We start from the raw sequence: 23,452 nt of genomic DNA, 5'->3' as shown, positions 1-23,452 counted from the left end.
TGCAGGCAGCCCGTCGGACCGGTGTTTTTCCTATCGACGGTAGGCCGTCGATCGCAAGGGGAGCCGGAGGAATGATCGCTGTGATCGATCCGCCTACTGTGCGCCGCGTTACCGCAGCGATGCGGCCGGTCCGTGCGTGGCTGGCACTGCTGGTGGTGGTGTCGTTTTCGATCCTGCCGTTGCAGGCCGCCGATCCGGCGGTGCAGGGGCCTTACCAATGGCGCAGCGTTGCCATCGGCGGTGGCGGCTTTGTCACCGGAGTGCTGTTTCATCCCGCCGAGCGCGATCTTGCCTATGCGCGTACCGATGTCGGTGGTGCGTACCGCTGGGATGGGCGCGCGCAGCAGTGGGTGGCGTTGACCGACTGGCTGGGCGCCGACGACTGGAACCTGATGGGGATCGACGCGTTTGCGGTCGATCCTGCCGACCCGCAGGCGCTGTACCTGGCTGCGGGCACCTACATGCACGAACGCGCCGGCAATGCCGCGCTGCTGCGCTCGTTCGATCGCGGCCGCAGTTTCGAGCGTGCCGCGCTGCCGTTCAAACTCGGCGGCAATCAACTGGGCCGTGCCAATGGCGAACGCCTGGCGGTGGACCCGCACGACGGCCGCGTGCTGTTGCTGGGCTCACGCGATGCAGGCCTGTGGCGCAGCGACGACCGCGGCGCGCACTGGGCGCGGGTGGATGCATTTCCTGCCGAGGCGCTGGCAGGCGCAACCGCGCGCAATCATGTCGGACGCCAACAGGCGGTGGGCATCGCCTTTGTCGTCTTCGATCCCGCCAGTGGCCGTGCCGGTCGGCCGACCCCGCGCATCTATGTCGGCGTGTCCACCGCGCAGACCAGCCTGTATGTCTCCGAGGACGCCGGGCGCAGCTGGTCGGCGGTGGCCGGGCAACCCAGGGGCCTGCGTCCCAGCCATATGGCCGGTGGCAGCGATGGACAGTGGTACCTGAGCTATGGCGACCAGCCCGGGCCTGACCTGATGGCCGGTGGCGCGCTGTGGAAGTACACCCCGGCGCTGGCGCGCTGGAGCGAGATCAGCCCGCTCGCGCAGCCGGCCAGCGGCGATGGCTTCGGCTGGGGCGCGGTGGCGGTGGATCCGCAACAGCCGCAGGTGCTGCTGGCCAGCACCTTCCGCCGTCGTAGCCCGCGCGATGAGCTGTTCCGCAGCGTGGACGGGGGGCGCAGCTGGACGCCGTTGCTGGCCGGCGCGCAGTTCGATCACGGCGATGCGCCGTGGACCGCGCAGGCCACGCCGCACTGGATGGGCGCGCTGGCGATCGATCCGTTCGACGGCAACCACGCCCTGTTCGTCACCGGCTACGGCATCTGGGCCTCGCGCAATCTGCAGCAGTTCTCAGCGCAGCGGCCGTTGCAGTGGTGGTTCCAGGATCGCGGGCTGGAAGAGACCGTGCCGCTGGATCTGCTCAGCCCGATGGCTGGCGCGCATCTGCTCAGCGCACTCGGCGATATCGACGGTTTTCGGCACGACGATCTGGAACGTGCGCAGCTGCAGTACGCCGGCCCGCGCCTGACCAATGGCGAGAGCATCGACGCCGCCGGGCAGGCCGCGCAGTGGGTGGTGCGCAGCGGCACCGTGCGTGATCGCCGCAACAACGAGATTCGTGCGCTGTATTCGCGTGATGGCGGCGCGCAGTGGACGGCATTCGCCAGCGAGCCACCGGCCGGGCAGGGCGCCGGCAACATCGCCATTGCCGCCGACGCGTCGCAGGTGGTGTGGGCGCCGGACGCCGGCGGCAACTGGCGCACCGCCGATTTCGGCACGCACTGGCAGCGTGTGCAGGGGCTGCCCGACACCGCGGTGGCAGTGGCCGACCGCGTCGATGCACGGCGCTGGTATGCGGTGGATACCGCCAGCGGGCGCCTGTTCGAAAGCCGCGATGGCGCAGCCACCTTTCGCGACACCGGTGCGCAGGTCGGCAGCCCGGTACGCGATGAACGCGCACGTCCGCAGCTGCGCCCGGATCCGTGGCGGGCAGGCGTGGTGTATCTGGCCAGCCCCACGCTGGGCGTGATGCGCTGGCAGGACGGGCGTTTGCAGACCTTGTCCAGACCGGACCAGGCGCGTTCGCTGGGCATCGGCAAGGCGCTGCACGCGGGTTCGCCGCCGGCGCTGTATCTGGCCGGCCGCGTCGATGGGGTGGATGGCGTGTTCCGCTCCGACGACGAAGGCGCGCACTGGCGGCGCATCAACGACGACGCGCACCGCTTCGGCAAGCCGTACAGCGTCACCGGCGATCCGCGCATTCCCGGGCGGGTGTACTTCGCCACCGGTGGGCGTGGCATTTTCTACGGCGATCCGAGATGAGCAGTGCATGCCTGTCCGCGACGTCCCGCTGCTTTACCGTGTACGGCGCCGCCGGCCTGGCCGCTGCGAGCGCCGCGACACTGTCGACCCTGGAGATCACTGCATGACCCCGTCCCACCTCTCCCGCGCCTGCCTGCTGGGCATGGTGCTGGCCAGCGGCAGCGCCGCCGCGCAACCCAGCCTGCCGTTGCTGTTTACCGATGGCGCGGTGCTGCAGCGCGACCAGGCCATGCCGGTATGGGGCTGGGCAACCCCGGGCGCTGCCATCACCGTGCGGTTCGACGGCAAGCAGGCCACCGCCAGGACCGATGCCAGCGGCCAATGGAAGGTGAGCCTGCCGGCACACACCGCCGGTGGCCCCTATGTGCTGAGCGTGCAGGGCGACGATGGCGCGTTGCAGGTGCGCGATGTGCTGGTCGGCGATGTGTGGCTGGCCAGCGGGCAATCGAACATGGAGTGGCCGCTGGCGCAGGCCAGCGATGGCGCGCAGGCGGTGGCCGCGGCCAACGACCCGCAGTTGCGGCACTTCAAGGTGCCCAAGTCGTGGTCGCTGCAGCCGGAAGCGCGCCTGACCGGCGGCGACTGGAAGGCCGCCACGCCGGACAACGCCGGCGAGTTCACCGCAGTGGGGTATTTCTTCGCCAGGGAGTTGCGCGCCAGCACCGGCGTGCCGATCGGCATCGTCAACAGCAGCTGGGGCGGCAGCGCGATCGAGGCGTGGATGGACGCGGCCTCGCTGGGCCTGAATGGCGAGCAGAACCAGGGCGCGATCGAGGCGATCAAGCAGCGCGATGCCGCCGCGCAGGCCGCCACCGGCAAGCGCATCGCGCGCTGGCCCAAGGTGGATGGCGAGATGCCGCAGTGGCGCCAGGCGTCGTTCGACGACAGCGACTGGGACAGCATCCCCACTAGCCAGCAATGGGAATCCAGCGGCTATGACGGCATGGACGGGATCGCCTGGTATCGCACCACGGTCACCCTGAGCGCTGCCGAAGCCAAGGCCGGCATCACCTTGGGCGTGGGACAGATCGACGACTCGGACATCACCTACGTCAATGGCCAGCAGGTGGGCGCGACCGAAAAACAGTGGAACCTGCCGCGCGTCTACCAGGTGCCTGCCTCCGCCTTGCATGCAGGCGTCAACCACATCGCGGTGCGGGTGGAAGATCTCAGTGGCGGTGGCGGCATGCACGGCCCGGACGAGCAGCGTTTCGTGCAGACCAGCGCCGGTGCCAGGCGCGCGTTGAGCGGCTGGAAGTTCCGCCCCGCCGCCGTGCGCGTGTCGCTGGTCGACAACAAGAACCAGCTGCCCACGCTGCTGTACAACCAGATGATCCATCCGCTGCAGCCGTTCCCGGTCAAGGGCGTGATCTGGTACCAGGGCGAAACCAATGCCAGCGAGGCCGGCGCGGTGACGTACCGCGAGCAGTTTGCCGCGATGATCCGGCAATGGCGCGCCGAGCGCGGCGCGAAAACGCTGCCGTTCCTGTGGGTGCAGCTGGCCAACTTCAAGGCCGGTGGCGACAAGGGCGAGCTGAGCCCGTGGGCGCTGTTGCGCGAGTCGCAGTCCAAGACGCTGGCGCTGCCGGCGACCGGGCAGGCGGTGATCATCGACATCGGCAACCCCACCGATATCCATCCCACCAACAAGCGCGATGTCGGTCACCGCCTGGCGCTCGCCGCGCGGCACGTGGCCTACGGCGAGACGCTGGTGTACAGCGCACCGGTGTTCACGCGCGCGAGCTTTGAAGGCGGCAAGGCGGTGCTGCGCTTCGATCTGCAGGGCAGTGCGTTGCAGGTGCGTGGTGGCGGTGCGGTGCAGGGCCTGCGGATCGCCGGCGCCGACCAGCGTTTCCATCCCGCCACCGCGCAGATCGACGGCGACCGCATCATCGTGCACAGCGACGCGGTGAGCACGCCGGTCGCGGTGCGCTATGGCTGGAGCGAGAACCCCGATGACGCCAACCTGATCAATCGCGAGCAGTTGCCCGTTTCCCCCTTCCGCACCGACACCTGGTGACACGGAGTCCTATGACCATGCATGCCCCCGTTATGCCTGCGCTTTCCCGTTGCAACGCCCGCCGTTGCCTGCGCCCGTTGCTGCTGTCCGCATTGACGCTGGCCCTGGCGGCCTGCCAGTCCGGCGAGCAGCCAGACCCGCGCACGCCCGCGGCGACCACGCCTGCGGCCACCGCGGCCGGTGCACTGGCGCCTGCCACGCAGACGCCGATGCCGCAGTTCGTCAGCAAGGACGGCAGGCATGCACTGATGGTTGACGGCGCACCGTTCCTGATCCTGGGTGCGCAGGTCAACAACTCCAGCAACTATCCCGGGGTGCTGGACAAGGTCTGGCCAGCGATCAAGGTGATGGGCCCCAACACCGTGCAGGTGCCGATCGCCTGGGAGCAGGTGGAGCCGGAAGAAGGCAAGTTCGATTTCTCCTTCGTCGATACGCTGCTCGCCCAGGCGCGCGAACACAAGGTGCGGCTGGTGCTGCTGTGGTTCGCCACCTGGAAGAACAATGGCCCGGCGTACGCCCCGCTGTGGGTCAAGGCCGACAACCAGCGCTTCCCGCGCGTGATCACCCGCGAGGGCAAGGCGATCGGTTCGCTGTCGCCGCATGCGCAGGCCACCCTGGATGCCGATCGCAAGGCATTCGTCGCCTTCATGCAGCACCTCAAGCAGGTGGACCCGCAGCACACCGTGATCATGATCCAGCCGGAGAACGAGCCGGGCACCTACGGCAGCGTGCGCGATTTTTCGCCAATGGCGCAAAAACTGTTCGACGGACCGGTGCCCGATGCATTGCTCAAGCGCTTGAACAAGCAGCCGGGCAGCTGGGCGCAGGTGTTCGGTGCCGATGCCGATGAAGTCTTCCATGCGTGGTCGATCGGCCGCTACATCGACCAGGTGGCCGAAGCCGGCAAGGCCCAGTATCCGCTGCCGATGTACGTCAACGCCGCACTGCGTGGCCCGTTCAATCCGGGCCAGCCCGGCCAGTACGCCAGCGGTGGTCCCACCGACAACGTGCTCGACGTGTGGAAGGCCGCAGGTCCGCATATCGACCTGCTGGCACCGGACATCTACATGCCCGAGTACCGCATGTACACCACGGTGCTGGAACGCTACGCGCGGCCGGACAATGCCTTGTTCGTTGCCGAAACCGGCAACCGCCCGGAGTATGCGCGCTACCTGTATCCCACGCTGGGCCACGACGGCATCGGCTGGTCGGCATTCGGCATCGACTTCACCCGCTATTCCAACTATCCGCTGGGCGCCAAGCACGTCGACGAAGAAACCCTGGCACCGTTCGCGCTCGGCTTCCAGGCCGTGCGCATGGGCATGCGCCCGTTCGCCAAGGCCGCTTCCGAAGGCAAGCTGCACGGCACCGCCGAAGAACCCGGCCAGGCCGTGCAGGAACTCAGGCTCAACGACCGCTGGAGCGCCACCATCACCTATGGCGTGCCGCAGTTCTGGTTCAAGGGCGATCCGCCGGGCAACCCCGAGCCGATCGGCGCGGCGTTGATCGCCGAGCTGGGCCCGGATGAATTCCTGGTCACCGCCTATCACGCACGCGTGACCTTGCACCCGGCCAGCGAAGCGACGGCGAACATGTTCTACGACCGCGTCGAGGAAGGCGTGTACGAGGGCACGCAGTGGCAGTTCCAGCGCAACTGGAACGGCGACCAGACCGACTACGGCGTCAATTTCTCCAGCGTGCCGCAACTGCTCAAGATCAAGCTCGCCACCTACAAGTAACCGCCACGCGAGACGACGCAGCCTTCGGGCAAGCGCGGCCGCTGCACGGAAGCGACCTGCATGCTGCCTGTCGTTTCCGCTTCATCGCCGAGGCTTGCCCGACCACGGCCACCACGCGCGCGGCTTCATCGGCAAGATCCATGCGGTGCCGCCCCCGCGGCATCGATTCGACATTCAAAGGGAGTGACCATGCAAACCACCATCCGTTCCGCCGGCCCCGCGCCTTCCAACCGGCGTACGCCGCTCGCCCATTGCCTGGCCTTGTCGCTGGCGCTTCTGGCCAATGCCGCGCATGCGCAGGAAGTGCGCAAGGCCGCCGATGGCGTCACCGTGGTGCCGAGCGCCAAGGGCGCCGCGCCGGTGCGCCTGCAGGTGGTCGATGCCGGCATCGTCCGCGTCAGCGCGGACCCGGACGGCGACTTCGCACGCAGCCCCAGCCTGATGCGCGTGCCGGTGCAGGGCGACACCGCTTTCCAGCTGGCCGAGCAGGGCGACAGCGTGCAACTGAAGACCGGCAAGGTCACCGCTACCGTGTCCACCATCGACGGCCATGTCAGCTTTGCCGATGCCAACGGCAAGCCGGTGTTGTCGGAAGTGGCGGGCGGGCGCAGCTTTGCGCCGCTGAAGGTGGAAGGCAAGCAGTATCTGACCGTGCGTCAGCGCTTCCAGTCGCCCGACGACGAAGGCCTGTACGGCTTCGGCCAGCACCAGCAGGGCTGGATGAACCAGAAGGGCCGCAATGTCGAATTGCAGCAGAACAATATCGACATGGCGGTGCCGTACCTGGTGTCCAGCCGCAACTACGGCCTGCTGTGGGACAACAACTCCATCACCCGCCTGGGCGACCCGCGTGGCCTGCAGCCGCTGCCCAAGTCGCTGAAGCTGTACGACGCCAAGGGCAAGGCCGGTGCGCTGACCGCACGCTATGCCATTGACGGCAAGCAGGTGCTCGAGCGCCGCGAGAGCGAGGTGAACTATCAATACGTCAGCGACCTTGCCAAGTACCCCAAGAAGGCGATGTCCAAGGACAAGAACAGCCGCATGCAGGTCAGCTGGGAGGGGCAGATCGAAGCGCTCACCGGCGGCGAACATACCTTCTCGCTGTACTCAAGCGAGTACGCCAAGCTGTATGTGGACGGCAAGCTGGTGATGGACCGCTGGCGCCAGAACTGGAACCCGTGGAATCACGAATTCACCCTCGATCTGGAGCCGGGCCAGCGCCACACCGTCAAGATCGAATGGGATTTGGTCGACCCCAGCTATATCGCGCTGCTGCACCGCGACCCGCTGCCGGCTGCCGAAGCGAAGGATCTGTCGCTGTGGTCCGAAGCCGGGCAGATGATCGACTACTACTTCGTCTCGGCCGACTCGTACGACCAGGCCGTGGCCGGCTACCGCGAACTCACCGGCAAGTCGGTGATGCTGCCCAAGTGGGCCTATGGCTTCTGGCAGAGCCGCGAACGCTACAAGACCCAGGATGAGCTGGTGGGGGCGGTGGCCGAGTACCGCAAGCGCAAGCTGTCGCTGGACAACATCGTGCTCGACTGGTCGTACTGGCCCGAAGACGCCTGGGGCTCGCACGATTTCGACAAGAAGAACTTCCCGGATCCGGACGGCATGGTCAAGGCCGTGCACGACATGCACACGCAGATCATGATCACGGTCTGGCCGAAGTTCTATCCGACCACCGCCAATTACAAGGAACTGGATGCGGCTGGCTTCATGTTCAGGCGCAACGTGGAAGTGGGCGAGCTGGACTGGATCGGCAAGGGCTACAAGAACTCGTTCTACGACCCGTATTCGGAGAAGGCGCAAGCGATCTTCTGGCGCCAGGTCAACGAAAAGCTCAACAGCAAGGGCTTCGATGCCTGGTGGATGGACGCCGACGAACCGGACGTGCATTCCAACCTGGACATCGGCGAGCGCAAGGCACGCACCACGCCGAACGCGCTGGGCTCGTCCACCGAGTACTTCAATTCCTACCCGCTGCCGCATACCCACGGCGTCTACGTGGGCGACCGCGCGGCCGACAACAAGCGCGTGTTCATCCTCTCGCGCAAGGGCTATGCCGGCACCCAGCGCAATGCAGTGGCGGTGTGGAGCGGCGACATCGTCTCGCGCTGGGACGACATGCACGCGCAGGTCTCCGCCGGCGTCAACATGGCGCTGTCGGGCCTGCCCAACTGGACCTTCGACATCGGCGGTTTCTCGGTGGAGAAGCGCTATGAAAACCAGGACCCGGCGCACTTGCCCGAATGGCGCGAGCTCAACACGCGCTGGTTCCAGTTCGGTGCGTTCGTGCCGATCTTCCGCTCGCACGGCCAGTTCCCGTACCGCGAAATCTGGAACATCGCCCCCGAAGGCACGCCGTTCTACGACAGCATGGTCTACTACAACCGCCTGCGTTATGCGCTGCTGCCGTACATCTACAGCCTGGCCGGCGATACCTACCAGCGCGATGGTGTGATCATGCGCGGCATGATGATGGACTTCCCGAACGACCCCAAGGTCCGCGACATCGACGACCAGTACCTGTTCGGGCCGGCGTTCCTGGTCGCACCGGTGAGCCGCTTCGGCGCCACCTCGCGTCAGGTCTATCTGCCGGCCGGCAGCAGCTGGCTGGATTTCGCCACCGGCAAGCGCTACGAGGGTGGCCAGAGCATCGAAGCGGCCGCGCCGATCGAACGCATGCCGTTGTTCGTGCGCGCAGGCTCCATCGTGCCGACCGGTCCGGTGCAGGAATACGTGGATCAGAAGCCGGATGCGCCGCTCACCGTGGTGGTCTATACCGGCGCCGACGGCCAGTTCTCGCTGTATGAGGACGACGGCAAGGGCTACGGCTACGAGAAGGGCGAGTTCAGCCGCATTCCGCTGAGCTGGAACCAGGCCAAGGGCGAGCTGAGCATCGGCAAGCGCGAAGGCAGCTGGACCGGCATGCAGGCCAGGCGCACCGTCAACGTGCGCTTCGTCGACGGCCCGCGCGAGGATGCCGGTGCACTGGAGCCCAAGAGCGATGCCAGCATCCAGTACGACGGCAATCCGGTCAGCGTGTTGCAGCGCAAGATTGCGTCCGGCAAAGCGCGTCGTCGATGATCGCAGGCTGTCTTCAGTCGATGGGCGAGCAGATGCCGGAGCGCCGCAAGGCAGTCGCGGGCGGTTCCGGTGATGCCGCATGGCGGTGGCCGTGCTGACCCGCAGAGAACTGTGCAAGGCAACCGGGGCCGCGATTGCGGTCCTGGGTGCTGCGCCGGTTGCCGTGCAGGCTGCCGCGTCGTCCAGACATGCCCCATTGCCAGCCGCGGCGCCTGCCGATGCCTTGCAGCTGTGGTATCGCGAACCGGCCAACGAATGGGTGCAGGCGCTGCCGGTCGGCAACGGCCGGCTGGGTGCGATGGTGTGGGGCGGCATTGCCCACGAGCGCCTGCAACTCAATGAGGACACGCTGTACGCAGGCGGCCCGTACGACGCCACCAGCCCCGACGCGCTGGCGGCCTTGCCACAGGTGCGCGCACTGATTTTTGCCGGGCGTTATGCCGAGGCCGAAACCCTGGCCGACACCAAGTTGCTTTCGCGTCCGCTCAAGCAGATGCCGTATCAACCGCTGGGCGATCTGCTGCTGGATTTCGATCGTGCCGACGGCATCAGCGAGTATCGCCGCCAGCTCGATCTGGATACCGGCGTGGCCACCACCACCTTCCGCTCCGGTGGGGCGCTGCATCGGCGCGAGGTGTTCGTGTCGGCGCAGTCGCAATGCATCGTGGTGCGCCTGTCCTGCGATCGGCCCCGTGCGATTTCCCTGCGCGTGGGCGTCGACAGCCCGCAGACCGGCGAGGTCACGGTGGAGCAGGGCGGGTTGTTGTTCAGCGGTCGCAACGGCAGTTTCGCCGGCATCGACGGCAAGCTGCGTTTTGCCTTGCGCGTGCTGCCGCAGGTCAAGGGCGGCACGCTCAGTGGCCTGCGCGACCGCCTGCGCATCGAAGGCGCCGATGAAGTGGTGCTGCTGCTCACCGCCGCCACCAGCTACCAACGCTTCGATGCAGTCGATGGCGATCCGCTGGCATTGACCGCAGCAAGCATGCAGAAGGCGGGCAAGCTCGACTATGCCGCATTGCTGCGTGCGCATCTGGCCGATCACCAGCGGCTGTTCCGGCGGGTGGCGATCGATCTCGGCACCAGCGAGGCGGCGGCACTGCCCACCGACGAACGCGTGCAGCGTTTTGCGCAGGGCAGCGATCCGGCGCTGGCGGCGCTGTATCACCAGTTCGGCCGTTACCTTCTGATCTGCAGCTCGCGGCCCGGCACCCAGCCGGCCAATCTGCAGGGCATCTGGAACGACCTGATGCAGCCGCCGTGGGAAAGCAAGTACACCATCAACATCAACACCGAGATGAACTACTGGCCCAGCGAGGCCAATGCGCTGCACGAGTGCGTCGAACCGCTGGAATCCATGCTGTTCGATCTGGCCAGGACCGGCGCGCACACCGCACGTGCGATGTACGACGCGCCCGGTTGGGTGGTGCACAACAACACCGATCTGTGGCGCCAGGCCGGGCCGATCGATGGCGCCAAGTGGAGCCTGTGGCCGATGGGCGGGGTCTGGCTGCTGCAGCAGCTCTGGGACCGCTGGGATTACGGCCGCGACCGTGCCTATCTGGGCAGGATCTATCCCTTGTTCAAGGGCGCGGCGGAGTTCTTCGTCGCCACGCTGGTCAAGGATCCGCAGACCGGCGCGATGGTGACCAACCCGTCGATGTCGCCGGAAAACCAGCATCCGTTCAACGCCGCGCTGTGTGCCGGCCCCACCATGGACGCGCAGCTGCTGCGCGATCTGTTCGCCCAATGCATCGCCATGAGCAAGCTGCTCAAGGTCGACGCTGCCTTTGCGCAACAACTGAGCGCGCTGCGCGAGCAACTGCCGCCCAACCGCATCGGCAAGGCCGGTCAGTTGCAGGAATGGCAGCAGGACTGGGACATGCAGGCGCCGGAGCTCCAGCACCGGCACGTTTCGCATCTGTACGCCCTGCATCCGTCCAGCCAGATCAATTTGCGCGATACGCCCGAGCTTGCCGCCGCCGCCAGGCGCACGCTGGAAATCCGTGGCGACAACACCACCGGCTGGGGCATCGGCTGGCGCCTGAACCTGTGGGCGCGGCTGGCCGATGGCGAGCATGCCTACCGCATCCTGCAACTGCTGATCTCGGCCGAACGCACCTACCCGAACCTGTTCGACGCGCATCCGCCGTTCCAGATCGACGGCAACTTCGGTGGCACCGCCGGCATCACCGAAATGCTGCTGCAAAGCTGGGGCGGCAGCGTGTTCCTGCTGCCGGCCTTGCCCAAGGCCTGGCCGCGCGGCAGTGTGCGCGGCTTGCGCGTGCGCGGCGGTGCCAGCGTGGACCTGCAATGGGACGGCGGTCGCCTGCAGCAGGCCCGCGTGCACAGCGACCGCGGCGGGCGCTATCAATTGTCTTACGCAGGGCAGACCCTGGACCTGGAACTGGGCGCCGGTCGCACCCAGCAGGTCGGCCTCAACAACAACCGATTGGTGATGCAATGAGCTTGTATGTAGGACTGGATGTGGGCACGCAGAGCGTCAAGCTGGTGGCCTACGATCCGCAGGAGCGCGCCGTGGTCGCCACGATCGCCGCGCCGATGGAACTGATCAGCCGCGACGATGGCACCCGCGAGCAGCAGGCGCAGTGGTGGATCGACGGCATCGTGCATTGCTTCGCCCAGCTCGATGGCGAGCAGCGTGCACTGGTGCGCGGTATTTCGGTCTCCGGCCAGCAGCACGGCTTCGTGCCGGTGGCCGCCGATGGCAGCGTCACCGCGCCGGTCAAGCTGTGGTGCGATACCAGCACCGCGCTGGAATGCGACGAAATCATGGACGCGGTGGGTGGCGCGGCAGGCAGCGTGGCCACTGCCGGCAACCCGATCATGGCCGGCTACACCGCCTCCAAATTGCCGTGGACACGCAAGCATCGTCCCGAGGCGTATGCGGCGATGACCACGGTCATGCTGCCGCACGATTACGTGAATTTCTGGCTCACCGGCGAGCGTTTTGCCGAAGTCGGCGATGCCTCCGGCACCGGCTGGCTGGACGTGCGCACCCGCCAGTGGTCCGAACGCATGCTCGGCGCGGTGGACGCACAGCGCGACCTGCGCGAGGCATTGCCTCCGCTGGTGGAGACCGGCGCGGTCTATGCCTTGTCCGACGCAGCTGCAGAGGCGCTGAACCTGCCGGCCGGTGTGCGTGTCACCACCGGCGGCGGCGACAACATGATGGCCGCGATCGGCACCGGCAACGTGGTGCCCGGTCGCCTGACCATGAGCCTGGGCACCTCGGGCACCTTGTTCGCCTACGCCGATCACCCGGTGGTGGACGAGGACGCACGCTGGGCCGCGTTCTGTTCGTCCAGCGGCGGCTGGCTGCCGCTGATCTGCACCATGAACTGCACCGTCGCCACCGAGGCGGTGATGCGCATGTTCTCGATCACCCGCGAGCAGACCGAAGCGATGATTGCCGACACCGCGCCCGGTGCCGATGGTCTGGTGTTGCTGCCGTTCTTCAACGGCGAGCGCACGCCCAATCTGCCGGATGCACTCGGCTGCCTGTTCGGCATGGACCTGCACAACACCACCGCGGCACATTTCTATCGCGCCGCGATGGAAGGGGCGACCTACAGCCTGCGCAACGGCTTCGATGCCTTCGTCGCAGCGGGTCTGCAGTTCGACACCATCCTGCTCACCGGTGGCGGCAGCAAGAGCGCGCAGTGGCGGCAGATGGTGGCCGATATCTTCAACCTGCAGGTCGTGGTGCCGACCCAGCCCGAAGGCGCCGCGTTCGGTGCCGCGCTGCAGGCCCTGTGGGCCTGCGATCGCGACGACGGCGGTGCGGACGCCTTGTCGGATGTGGTGCTGGAGCATCTGCAGATCGACCAGGACCTGTCGGCGCGCCCGGATCCGCAACGCGTGGCCCAGTATCAGCAGCATTACCAGACCTTCCTCAAGCACCTGCAGGTGGTCAGCCCGCTCTACGCCGGCTGATCGACCCGCTTTCTACAACTCCCCCAGCAGCAAGGACATTCCACCCCATGAGCAACACCGTCTACATCGGCGCCAAAGAATATTTCCCCGGTATCGGCAAGATCGGCTTCGAAGGCCGCGACTCGGACAACCCGCTGGCCTTCAAGGTCTACGACGCCAACAAGCAGATCGGCGACAAGACCATGGCCGAGCACCTGCGCTTTGCGGTGGCCTACTGGCACAGCTTCNGCCAAGGCCGATGCCGCATTCGAATTCTTCACCAAGCTCGGCGTGCCGTATTACTGCTTCCACGACGTGGACCTGTCGCCGGATGCCGACGACATCGGCGAGTACGAAAAGAATCTCACCCACATGGTCGGCATCGCCAAGCAGCGCCAGGCCGACACCGGTATCAAGCTGCTGTGGGGCACCGCCAACCTGTTCTCGCACCCGCGCTACATGAACGGCGCATCGACCAACCCCGACTTCAACGTGGTGGCGCGTGCGGCNTCAAGCTGCTGTGGGGCACCGCCAACCTGTTCTCGCACCCGCGCTACATGAACGGCGCATCGACCAACCCCGACTTCAACGTGGTGGCGCGTGCGGCGGTGCAGGTCAAGGCCGCGATCGATGCCACCGTCGAGCTGGGCGGCGAGAACTACGTGTTCTGGGGCGGCCGCGAAGGCTACGCCTGCCTGCACAACACCCAGATGAAGCGCGAGCAGGACAACATGGCGTGCTTCTTGACCCTGGCACGCGACTACGGCCGCGCCATCGGCTTCAAGGGCAACTTCCTGATCGAACCCAAGCCGATGGAGCCGATGAAGCACCAGTACGACTTCGACAGCGCCACGGTGATCGGCTTCCTGCGCCAGCACGGCCTGGACCAGGACTTCAAGCTCNGAGCCGATGAAGCACCAGTACGACTTCGACAGCGCCACGGTGATCGGCTTCCTGCGCCAGCACGGCCTGGACCAGGACTTCAAGCTCAATATCGAAGCCAACCACGCCACGTTGTCGGGCCACAGCTTCGAGCACGATCTGCAGGTTGCCAGCGATGCCGGCCTGCTCGGAAGCATCGACGCCAATCGCGGCAACCCTCAGAACGGCTGGGATACCGACCAGTTCCCGACCGACCTGTACGACACCGTCGGCGCGATGCTGGTGGTGCTGCGCCAGGGCGGGCTGGCACCGGGCGGGCTGAACTTCGANGACCGACCTGTACGACACCGTCGGCGCGATGCTGGTGGTGCTGCGCCAGGGCGGGCTGGCACCGGGCGGGCTGAACTTCGATGCCAAGGTGCGCCGCGAATCGTCCGATCCGCAGGACCTGTTCCTGGCGCATATCGGCGGCATGGACGCGTTCGCACGCGGCCTGGAAGTGGCCAATGCGCTGCTGACCTCCTCGCCGCTGGAACAGTGGCGCGCCGAGCGTTACGCCAGCTTCGACAGCGGTGCGGGCGCGGATTTCGCCAACGGCACCAGCACGCTGGTGGATGTGGCCAAGTACGCGGCCGGTAACGAACCCAAGCAACTCAGCGGCCGCCAGGAAGCCTACGAAAACCTGATCAACCAGTATCTGACGCGTTGATGTCCCGTGGCCGGCGGCGCACTGCGCGTCGCCGGCCGATGTCGGCCACCCCCATGGCCGCTCCCTTGCATGCTTCCAGGTGAATCCATGTCCAGTGTCTCCGTAAACGGCGCCCCCGATGCCGGCGAGAACACCCGTTTTATCGTCCTGATCAGTTGCGTAGCCACGATCGGCGGATTTTTGTTCGGTTTCGATAGCGGCGTGATCAACGGCACTGTCGACGGCCTGAAGCAGACCTTCAATTCCAGCGCTGCCGAGACCGGGTTCGAAGTCGCCTCGATGCTGCTGGGTTGCGCCATCGGCGCCTTCTTCGCCGGCCGTCTGGCCGACCGCTGGGGCCGCCGCGCGGTCCTGATCATTTCTGCGGCGCTGTTCCTGCTCTCGGCCATTGGCGCCGGGGCCTCGCACAGCTCCGGCTTCTTCATCTTCGCCCGCGTGATGGGCGGCTTTGCGGTGGGCGCGGCCAGCGTCATCTCGCCGGCCTACATCGCCGAGGTCGCCTCCGCGCGCTATCGCGGCCGGCTGGCCACGATGCAGCAGATCGCCATCATCAGCGGGCTGTTCTGCGCGTTCCTGAGCAACTACCTGCTGGCCAACGCCGCCGGTGCTTCCACCGAGCCGCTCTGGGCCGGGCAGGCCGCCTGGCGCTGGATGTTCTGGATGCAGGCGATTCCCTCGCTGCTGTTCCTGTTGCTGCTGCTGGTCATCCCGGAAAGCCCGCGCTACCTGGTGGTCAAGGGCCGCCGCGAGCAGGCATTGGTGGTGCTCAAGCGCCTGTACGGCAATGCCGCCGCGCAGACCAAGCTGGCCGAGATCTCGGCCTCGATGTCGGCCGACCAGCACAAGCCCAAGTTCTCCGACCTCATCAACAAGGCCACCGGCAAGATCCGCCCGATCGTCTGGATCGGCGTGGGCCTGGCGGTGTTCCAGCAACTGGTCGGCATCAACGTGGTGTTCTATTACGGCGCCGTGCTGTGGCAGGCGGTGGGTTTCTCCGAACAGGACGCGCTGCTGATCAACGTGCTCTCCGGCGGACTGAGCATCGGCGCCTGCCTGGTCACTGTGATGCTGGTGGACAAGATCGGGCGCAAGCCGTTGCTGTGGATCGGCTCGGCCGGCATGGCGGTCTCGCTGGCCCTGGTGACCTATGCCTTTGCCACCGCCTCGCTGGATCCCAACGGCAAGCTCGCCATGTCCGATGCCATGGGCATGCTCGCGCTGGTGGCCGCCAACGTCTACGTGGTGTTCTTCAACGCCTCGTGGGGCCCGGTGATGTGGGTGATGCTGGGCGAGATGTTCCCCAACCAGATTCGCGGCTCAGGCCTGGCCATTGCCGGCGCCGCCCAGTGGACCTCCAACTTCGCCATCACCGTCAGCTTCCCGATCCTGCTCGGCAGCATCGGCCTGGCCGGCGCCTACGGCATCTACACCGTCGCCGCCTTCATCTCGGTGTTCTTCGTGCTCAAGTACGTCTACGAGACCAAGGGCAAGGAGCTGGAGCAGATGGAGGGCTGATTCTATCTGTTGTGCCGATATCGGCATGGAAAACGAAGAAGGCCGCGCAACGCGCGGCCTTCTTGTTGATGGTCTCGCCCGACGTCTTGCCGATGTCCCACATGCCTGCATCGCTTCAGGCGCCTCGATCGAGCTGGCTGTCATCGTTGGGCTGGATTGGGTGCGTGCGCCTTCTCGTGATCGCCTGCGGCCCTGGACTGTCTTGTGTGAGGCTGCCTGACTCGCGTAGGGCCAGACGCACCATCAAAGTGCAATGCGTGTCTTAAACGGCGATAACCGCCTGGAAGCGCATTAGCTCTTTTTGCAAATTGTGCGCCACCGCTATACTCCAACAGACAGTTTCCCTCCAGACTAGGGCGAATCGTGGAACCAAGGAGCGGTGGTATGGCGGCAGTAAGGGAAGTCCTTAGGGGGGCGCTGGTTAGTGTTTGCTACTGCCTAGCATTCCTGTCTCTCTGGTATTGCTCCATCGACCAGTGGTACCTGCCTGTCGGCTTGCGTGTTGTAACCCTGCTATTCAGGCCCTATCGAGAGTGGCCATTCCTGTTGGCAGGAGATGCGGCTGCAATGCTCTGGTTGCGTGTTCCGCTCTCGCAGAATCAGGGATACGATTTGACGTGGGCTTACATAAGTCCACTTGTTCATGCCCCCATGATTGCGTTCGTCATTTGGCTGGCACGCCATCATGCCCCTAAGCTATTTCTGCGCACTCCTTTCCTAATTCCATTGGCGATTGCCATTGGGTTTTTTAATTCGCTGTGGAGCATCGTTCTTAATGCCAGCCTTGGTGGTCCGAGCACGGACAAGGTCTTGGAGTTCCTCGTTCGCTACTGGTTGGGAAGTTATCTGGGGATATTGATTTTCTTGCTTCCGGCCATGTTGTGGTCGCCTCAAAAACGAGAGCCGGCGCGCATAGACCTGCCCCGCGATCTTGGACTGTCAGTTGTCGTCATTCTTGTTCTTTTCTATATGCTCGGCTACACGCAGGAGCCATTGCTGCGAAAAATGCTGATGGCTGCACTGATAGGGCCAGCGGTTGTCTTGACACGTCGTCACGGGTGGACAGGGACTGCTCTCGGGACGCTGCTTGCAAACTTCGCTTTGGCAATCACCTTGCCAAAGACATATGAAATTGGTTATTACAATCCGAGTCTGTTTGAGGTTCAGGTTTTCCACGTAGTCGTCAGTACCTTTTTATTCGTTTTTGGCGTACGGTTCGTCAGGCCTTTGAAGCGATTTGACACTATTGGACGAATTAAAGCGGATGCTCAAAAGGCCATTCAAGCCAGTTATCTCGCGGCTGAGCGAACACTGCGGGATCGGGTTGTTGAATACTCCGATATCAACGTCCAGATGAATAGGATGCGCAAATCGGTCGTGGCAGATCTTCGGGAGCGTGGTCACCATGCGGCAGCAATGGAAATAACACGCGTGGCCGTTCTGGAGTCGCAACTTCTGCATGAATATGTTGCGGCTTTATATCCATTGGAAATTGAAACGCATGGCTTGTTTCGAACGCTGCGTTCGGCTGCGTTTGAGAGGTTGAATTCCACCAAGCTCGACTGTCTATTACAGGGGGATTGTCAGCAGCTCTCGCTTGGACTGCAGCTTGCGGCTTATCGCTGCACACTCAACGCGTTGGAACTTCTGCCTGCTTCCAATAAGCATTTCATCCATGCGCGTGTCTGGCGTGGTAGAGGTGGGCAGGGGATCGTCATGAGAGTTTTTGCCGATACTTCTTTGGTGGATTCCGTGCGGCGTGAATCCCCTGAGGACGAACATGAATTTCGGGCCCGGCTTAAGTCGCATGGCGGCTTGTTTCGTCGCCGCCATGCGTTGGTACTCACCTTCCTCGTGGCCGAGGCATCTGCTGTTACCGCGTCGGGGACACCTTCCAGCGTTCCACGTTGGCTTTCCGCTCGACATGCACGGTGAAGTGTGCGGTCTGGTATACCATTTGCGCGTTAGGTCCTAGCTCAGTCGCAGACGTTGCCGACGAATTTGCCCAAATTGTATTAGCTGCCGGGATTGTGACGCGATCAGCATCCTTGCCCATCGGCAGTACCCAAAGCGCATTGTCAACGCGTGCGACCACTGCTCTAACCCCCCCGGCGACGTCATTGATTTGCAGATATGTCACGCCGTCACGTTGGAACTCGTAGATTGACCAGGCGGGATCTAAGGTGAGGTTGGCAGCTGCAGGGCTACGTTCCCCCAATCCCATTGTCGCTTGGGCGCCTACACCGCCTGCGCAGCATCCGCCAGTTTGAGCCGGGACTTGGCCTGTCACCAAAGCGCAGGCCAGGACGCACATAACCTTCAACGTGTTTGCTTTAACTTTCATGAGTTTCGCCTTCCCCTGCTAGGGGCGATTTTGCCTGCAATTCAGGCTCGCCTACGTTACGTCCATAGAGCGGATAGGTGTGGGAGTTTCGCAAAGAAATTGCCGACCACCACTGTGTCTGGCGCGTCTTCGATATGCGGACTGGGCTACGTTAGCGTTCCACGTTCGTCCCAATTAGTACTGGTTGCAGTGCGCCTCCAGGAATATGCAATGTCAGTTGTTTGACAGTATTGCTTATTGCGCAGGGCTTGGTCTTTCTGAAAAAGCCTTACTGATACTCACGCAAGCAATAGTGTTTTGCTAAACGTTGTAAGTCCCGCGATTTCAGAAATGGCCCAGGTCGCTACGTGCACAACTCCCTGACTGCTTCTTTAAGCACCAAGCCCTGGTGACACCTAGTACGTTGGTTCCAAATCCTGGAGCGCTCGCTCGAACCATCCCATCCCCCGCCGACGATGAAGTTCGCCCCAACGACGCAGAAATTGCTGAGTGTGATGGTCGCTCAGGTCGCGCAGGCTGGCGAGTCGTCGGGTGATGAAAGGGGCGGTCAGTGGCTGGCTGCAGTCGACCTCGATGCAGTGGCGCCAGGCGGTATAGCTGTCGGGGATGACGGGCGACATCGTGGTGCTCTTCGGCAAGAGTGAACGTGAGGGCGTTGGCGGGCCGCGGCGGGCTTGCTTTTGCGCGATTAGTGTTACTTTATAACACTTAATTTCATCGTTCGTCTGGTAACGCCGTGTCGCGTCCCGTACCGCAGAGTGCTGTTTGCCTGGTCACCATGCCGAACCTCCCGTGCTCGAAGCGGCGCGGTGGCCGCGTCGATCCAGCGGGGTTGGCCCGATGAGGCGGCGGCAGGTGTTGCACACCGTCGGCGCAGCCTTGCTGCTGTCGCCGCGTCTGGTCCACGCGCAGCCGCTGCCGATGCTGCGCAGCTGCAATCTGCAGCGTCAGGATGCGGGGCTGCGACTTCGACTCGCATTGAACGCGCAGGTCGCATACCACAGCTTCAGCCTGTCCAATCCAGCGCGCTTGGTCATCGACCTGCCGGGCGTTTCGACGCAACCACCGCAGGTCGATCCATTGCCTGACGGTCTCGCGGTCGTTGCCATCCGCAGCGGCCCGCACGGCGATGGGCTGCGCGTGGTGCTCGATCTGGCGCAGCCGCTGACAGCCACGGCGCGCTGGGAGGATGGTGCACTGGTGGTCGATCTTGCTGCTGTGTCCGGCACTGCGTCGTTGTCCGCAGCCGATCCGACCGAGCTGGCCGTTGCGGCGGCTGCGCCCACGCGCTCCCGCCTGCATCCCTACGTGGTCGCCATCGATGCCGGTCATGGCGGCAAGGATCCCGGCGCGGTCAGTGCCGATGCGCGCTACGAAAAGCATGTGGCGATGGCGGTCGCGGGGCGGCTGCACCAGCGTCTGGCCGCCGATCCGCGTTACCGGCCGACCATGATCCGCAGTGACGACCGCTTCGTGCCGCTGCACGAGCGGGTGCTGATCGCCCATCGCCGCAATGCCGAGCTGTTCGTGTCCATCCATGCCGATGCTGCGCCCAACAGCGAGGCACGCGGCGCGTCAGTATTTGCCTTGTCGCAGAACGGCGCCAGCTCGGCATTGGCGCGCTGGATCGCCGACAGCGAAAACGCCGCCGACCAGATGGGCGACAGCGCGCGCCGTTTGCGGGTGCCCAGCAACCCGGTGTTGTCGCAGGTGCTGGCCGACCTGTCGCTGAGCGGCACCATCGCCAGCGGCGTGGCGTTCGGCAAGTTGATGCTCGGGCGGCTGCAGCAGGTGACGCGCCTGCATCAGGACCAGGTCGGGCAGGCCGGATTTGCGGTGTTGAAGTCGCCTGACATCCCGTCGTTGCTGGTGGAAACCGGCTTCATGAGCAATCGCGACGATTGCCGGCGGCTGTGCGGCGATACGCATCAGGACGAACTGGCGCAAACGCTGCATGCCGGTATCGACGATTACTTCCAGATGTTCCCCGGTCGCGCCTGAGGCGCGATTGCCCCCATCTCCTTCAACGAGCTTTCGATGTCCACCACGCTTCCCGATGTTGCCGTTACAGAACGCTCCACATTGCGTGCGCCGCTGCGCTGGGTCGGCATGCAGGACATCGCCGTGCCGGTGCGCCTGCACGATGCCGAACCAGGCGGCAGCGTGGCCGCGCGTGCCGGCGTGCAGGTGGATCTGCCGCGCCCGGAACTCAAGGGCATCCACATGTCGCGCTTGTATCGCCTGCTGGATCGGCATCTGCAGCAGCCGGTGTCGCCGGCGATGGTGTCGCAGCTGCTGCAGGCGCTGATCGACAGTCATGCCGATTGCGGCAGCCGTGCGGCGCGGCTGACGCTGAGCTTCGAGCTGATGCTGCGGGTGCCTGCGCTGCGCAGCGAAGCACTGAGCGGTTGGCGCGCCTATCCGGTGCGCATCGATGCCCACTCCAGCGCAGGTCGCACGGAGATCCAGTTGCAGATCGAGGTGCTGTACGCCTCCACCTGTCCCTGTTCGGCGGCCTTGTCGCGCCAGTTGCTGAGCGATGCGTTCTTGCAGCAACACGCAGGGCGCGACGCATTGCCGGTCGAAGAGGTTGCGCAATGGCTGCAAGACAACGGTTCGTACGCCACGCCGCATAGCCAGCGCAGCGTGGCGCAGGTACGCGTGGAGCTGGGCGCGAGCTTGCAGCGCTTCGATATCCGCGCATTGGTCGGCCTGTGCGAACACGCGCTGGCAACGCCGGTACAGGCGGCGGTCCGGCGTGTCGACGAGCAGGCGTTCGCCCGCTTGAATGGCGCCAACCTGATGTATGTCGAAGATGCCGCGCGGCGGTTGCGCAAGGCGCTGGCCGAGCACCATGCCGTCTTCCATGTGGCGGTGCGCCACCTGGAAAGTCTGCATGCCCACGACGCCGTCGCCGAAACCGACAGCGATGCCGGCGCTTTTCATCCATTGGCCGAGTGAGGCGTTGCCATGCACTGCGAACATCCACGTCGATCTGCAATCGCTGCGCGCAAGTGCGAGGCCGATCTACCTGGCGCCGATGCGCACGCGTTGTCGCGCAGGTCCATGTGCTGATCGGCCGTGCATGATGTGTGTCGTGGGGTGATCGGCATCGGCCGGGCCGATGCGCCACCCTCAGGTGGAAGCACATGCAGGCGCAGACGGGAAGCGCGCGGGCGGCTACATGGCTTGGTGCACGGGTGTTTGGCGCCACAACCGACCTCAGCCAATCGGCGCGCCGGTACACCGGATCGACGCAGTCGCCATGGGAGAGGTGTTCACCCGAGCGGGGAACGGATCATTGCGCGTCGCCCCACAAGCGGCAGTTACCCATGCCCGATAACGCAAAAGCCCCGCAATGCGGGGCCTTGGCGTGTTCTGCAGGTAGACGACGGTGGTGCTCCCTAGGGGACTCGAACCCCTGTTTTAGCCTTGAGAGGGCCACGTCCTAACCATTAGACGAAGGGAGCGTTTGGTGCGTCTTGTGCAGCGCGCTAGTATAGTGCGCTAAAACCCGTTGGGCAATCCTGCAACACAAGACGGAAGCGCCATCATCGAACCCTCAGTTACATCTCCGTTCACGCTGCGCGTCATCCCGCGCGATCAGCACACCATCTCGCGCAAGGACATCAGCCCCAACGCGCTGCGCGTGCTGTACCGCCTGCGCGAATCGGGCTTTGGTGCCTACCTGGTCGGCGGCGCGGTCCGCGACCTGCTGGTCGGCGGCCATCCCAAGGATTTCGACGTGGCCACCAGTGCCACGCCGGAAGAAGTCAAGGCGCTGTTCCGCAACTGTCGCCTGATCGGCCGCCGCTTTCGCCTGGCGCATGTGGTGTTCGGTCGCGAGATCATCGAAGTGGCCACGTTCCGCGCCAACATCGACGATGGCAGCGGCGACCGCGAGCTGGATAACGGCCGCCTGGTGCGCGACAACGTCTACGGCACCATCGAAGACGATGCGATCCGTCGCGACTTCACCTGCAACGCCCTGTACTACGCGATCGAGGATTTCTCGGTACGCGATTACTGCGGCGGCTTCGAAGACGTGCAGGCGCGCCTGATGAAGCTGATCGGCGACCCGGAGCTGCGCTACCAGGAAGATCCGGTGCGCATGCTGCGCGCGGTGCGTCTGGCGGCCAAGTTGAACTTCGACATCGAAGCGGGCACCGCAGACCCCATCCCGCGCCTGGCCGGGCTGTTGTCCGAAGCGGCACCGGCGCGGTTGTTCGAGGAAATTCTCAAGCTGTTCCTGTCCGGGCATGGCGTGGCCAGTTTCGAAGGCCTGGAGCGTTACGGCCTGCTCGGTGCGCTGTTTCCGGAAAGTGCGGCGGCCCTGAAATCCAATCGCAGTGGCGCACTGCGCGCGATGGTGCTGGAAGGCCTGCGCAACACCGATGCGCGCGTGGCCAACGACGAACCGGTATCGCCGGCGTTCCTGTTCGCCCTGCTGCTCTGGCCGGCGTTCTGCCGCACCTTGATGGGCCTGCAGGCGCAGGGCGTGCAGCCGGAGGACGCGCAGCGTCGCGCCGCCGACCGGGTCACCCTGCATCAGCTCGAACGCGTGGCGCTGCCGCGGCGTTTCTCGCTGCCGATGCAGGAAATCTGGCTGCTGCAGACGCGCTTCTCCTCGCGCCAGCGCAAGCGCGTGTTCCGCACCTTGTCGCATCCGCGTTTCCGCGCCGCGTTCGATTTCCTGGTGCTGCGCCAGTTCGCCTCGGCCGACCATGCCGCCGACGTCGACTTCTGGCGCGAGGCGCAGAAGTCCTCCGGCCAGGAGCTGGTCGATGCGATCGAAACCGCGCAGGCCGATCACGCCGGCGAGGAGGATGCGCCGCGCAAGCGTCGCCGTCGCCGCCGTCGCACCGGCGCGCCCGCGGGCGAGTAGGG

Annotated in this window: 13 protein-coding genes, 1 tRNA gene and 1 pseudogene; 13 read left to right on the top strand and 2 right to left on the bottom strand. The window is 65.0% G+C overall.

The features are described 5' to 3' along the window. Positions 1-71 precede the first annotated feature (71 nt). The 10 genes and pseudogenes from C0541_RS12245 (at position 72) to C0541_RS12205 (ending at position 18,156) form a co-directional block, all read left to right on the top strand. Entirely contained in the window at positions 72-2,330 is a 2,259-nt protein-coding gene (locus C0541_RS12245; RefSeq protein WP_115048701.1) for a cellulase, read from the top strand. 103 nt (positions 2,331-2,433) lie between these two features. Beyond that, entirely contained in the window at positions 2,434-4,350 is a 1,917-nt protein-coding gene (locus C0541_RS12240) for a sialate O-acetylesterase (protein WP_115048699.1), read from the top strand. Positions 4,351-4,433: 83 nt separating this feature from the next. Next, positions 4,434-6,089 carry a GH35 family beta-galactosidase GalD gene (galD, locus tag C0541_RS12235; RefSeq protein WP_115050288.1) on the top strand — a complete coding sequence of 552 codons (1,656 nt, stop codon included), beginning with the start codon at positions 4,434-4,436 and terminating at the stop codon, positions 6,087-6,089. A gap of 189 nt (positions 6,090-6,278) precedes the next feature. Continuing rightward, positions 6,279-9,182, top strand: coding sequence for a TIM-barrel domain-containing protein (locus tag C0541_RS12230; RefSeq protein WP_115048697.1), 2,904 nt, complete (start codon positions 6,279-6,281; stop codon positions 9,180-9,182). Between the two features lie 79 nt (positions 9,183-9,261). Next, the gene (locus C0541_RS12225) at positions 9,262-11,646 is read left to right on the top strand and encodes a glycoside hydrolase family 95 protein (RefSeq protein ID WP_115048695.1); all 2,385 of its coding nucleotides are present in this window, start codon (positions 9,262-9,264) and stop codon (positions 11,644-11,646) included. After that, positions 11,643-13,136 carry a xylulokinase gene (gene xylB / locus C0541_RS12220; protein ID WP_115048693.1) on the top strand — a complete coding sequence of 498 codons (1,494 nt, stop codon included), beginning with the start codon at positions 11,643-11,645 and terminating at the stop codon, positions 13,134-13,136. The genes C0541_RS12225 and xylB overlap by 4 nt, the downstream gene beginning before the upstream one ends. Positions 13,137-13,183: 47 nt before the next feature. After that, positions 13,184-14,706, top strand: a pseudogene (locus tag C0541_RS12215) (xylose isomerase). An 87-nt stretch (positions 14,707-14,793) separates the two neighbouring features. After that, positions 14,794-16,221: a sugar porter family MFS transporter gene (locus tag C0541_RS12210; protein WP_161960033.1), complete on the top strand. Its 1,428-nt coding sequence runs from the start codon at positions 14,794-14,796 to the stop codon at positions 16,219-16,221. 25 nt (positions 16,222-16,246) lie between these two features. Next, positions 16,247-16,441 (top strand): hypothetical protein, encoded by a 195-nt coding sequence (locus tag C0541_RS20745; protein ID WP_153064983.1) that lies wholly within the window; start codon positions 16,247-16,249, stop codon positions 16,439-16,441. Positions 16,442-16,605: 164 nt separating this feature from the next. Further along, positions 16,606-18,156, top strand: coding sequence for an MASE1 domain-containing protein (locus tag C0541_RS12205; RefSeq protein ID WP_115048690.1), 1,551 nt, complete (start codon positions 16,606-16,608; stop codon positions 18,154-18,156). Positions 18,157-18,960: 804 nt separating this feature from the next. On the opposite strand, the gene C0541_RS12195 is transcribed toward C0541_RS12205, so the two are convergent. After that, on the bottom strand, positions 18,961-19,185 hold the full coding sequence (locus C0541_RS12195; protein ID WP_115050286.1) for a hypothetical protein: 225 nt from the start codon (positions 19,183-19,185) through the stop codon (positions 18,961-18,963). 220 nt (positions 19,186-19,405) lie between these two features. Between C0541_RS12195 and C0541_RS12190 the strand changes: the two genes are divergently transcribed. Then, complete coding sequence (locus C0541_RS12190) at positions 19,406-20,566, top strand: N-acetylmuramoyl-L-alanine amidase (protein ID WP_115048686.1); 1,161 nt, start codon at positions 19,406-19,408, stop codon at positions 20,564-20,566. A gap of 36 nt (positions 20,567-20,602) precedes the next feature. Further along, the gene (gene folE2 / locus C0541_RS12185) at positions 20,603-21,526 is read left to right on the top strand and encodes a GTP cyclohydrolase FolE2 (protein ID WP_115048684.1); all 924 of its coding nucleotides are present in this window, start codon (positions 20,603-20,605) and stop codon (positions 21,524-21,526) included. Between the two features lie 434 nt (positions 21,527-21,960). Here folE2 and C0541_RS12180 read toward each other — a convergent pair. Then, positions 21,961-22,035 (bottom strand) — tRNA-Glu (locus C0541_RS12180). 47 nt (positions 22,036-22,082) lie between these two features. Between C0541_RS12180 and pcnB the strand changes: the two genes are divergently transcribed. Then, the gene (gene pcnB / locus C0541_RS12175) at positions 22,083-23,450 is read left to right on the top strand and encodes a polynucleotide adenylyltransferase PcnB (RefSeq protein ID WP_115048682.1); all 1,368 of its coding nucleotides are present in this window, start codon (positions 22,083-22,085) and stop codon (positions 23,448-23,450) included. Positions 23,451-23,452: the final 2 nt, after the last annotated feature.

Source organism: Xanthomonas arboricola (assembly GCF_003353015.1).
Classification (GTDB): Bacteria; Pseudomonadota; Gammaproteobacteria; order Xanthomonadales; family Xanthomonadaceae; genus Xanthomonas; species Xanthomonas arboricola_E.
Note: the sequence above shows the minus strand (reverse complement) of the source record. Positions and strands in the feature narration are given on the sequence as shown.

What these genes read in the sequence shown, in the direction of transcription:
- C0541_RS12190 (WP_115048686.1), top strand. Translation starts at nt 19,406, where the DNA reads ATGAGGCGGCGGCAGGTGTTGCACACCGTCGGCGCAGCCTTGCTGCTG.
- C0541_RS12210 (WP_161960033.1), top strand. Translation starts at nt 14,794, where the DNA reads ATGTCCAGTGTCTCCGTAAACGGCGCCCCCGATGCCGGCGAGAACACC.
- C0541_RS12245 (WP_115048701.1), top strand. Translation starts at nt 72, where the DNA reads ATGATCGCTGTGATCGATCCGCCTACTGTGCGCCGCGTTACCGCAGCG.
- C0541_RS12195 (WP_115050286.1), bottom strand. Translation starts at nt 19,185, where the DNA reads ATGTCGCCCGTCATCCCCGACAGCTATACCGCCTGGCGCCACTGCATC.
- C0541_RS12230 (WP_115048697.1), top strand. Translation starts at nt 6,279, where the DNA reads ATGCAAACCACCATCCGTTCCGCCGGCCCCGCGCCTTCCAACCGGCGT.
- C0541_RS20745 (WP_153064983.1), top strand. Translation starts at nt 16,247, where the DNA reads ATGGAAAACGAAGAAGGCCGCGCAACGCGCGGCCTTCTTGTTGATGGT.
- xylB (WP_115048693.1), top strand. Translation starts at nt 11,643, where the DNA reads ATGAGCTTGTATGTAGGACTGGATGTGGGCACGCAGAGCGTCAAGCTG.
- C0541_RS12205 (WP_115048690.1), top strand. Translation starts at nt 16,606, where the DNA reads ATGGCGGCAGTAAGGGAAGTCCTTAGGGGGGCGCTGGTTAGTGTTTGC.
- C0541_RS12225 (WP_115048695.1), top strand. Translation starts at nt 9,262, where the DNA reads ATGGCGGTGGCCGTGCTGACCCGCAGAGAACTGTGCAAGGCAACCGGG.
- C0541_RS12240 (WP_115048699.1), top strand. Translation starts at nt 2,434, where the DNA reads ATGACCCCGTCCCACCTCTCCCGCGCCTGCCTGCTGGGCATGGTGCTG.
- folE2 (WP_115048684.1), top strand. Translation starts at nt 20,603, where the DNA reads ATGTCCACCACGCTTCCCGATGTTGCCGTTACAGAACGCTCCACATTG.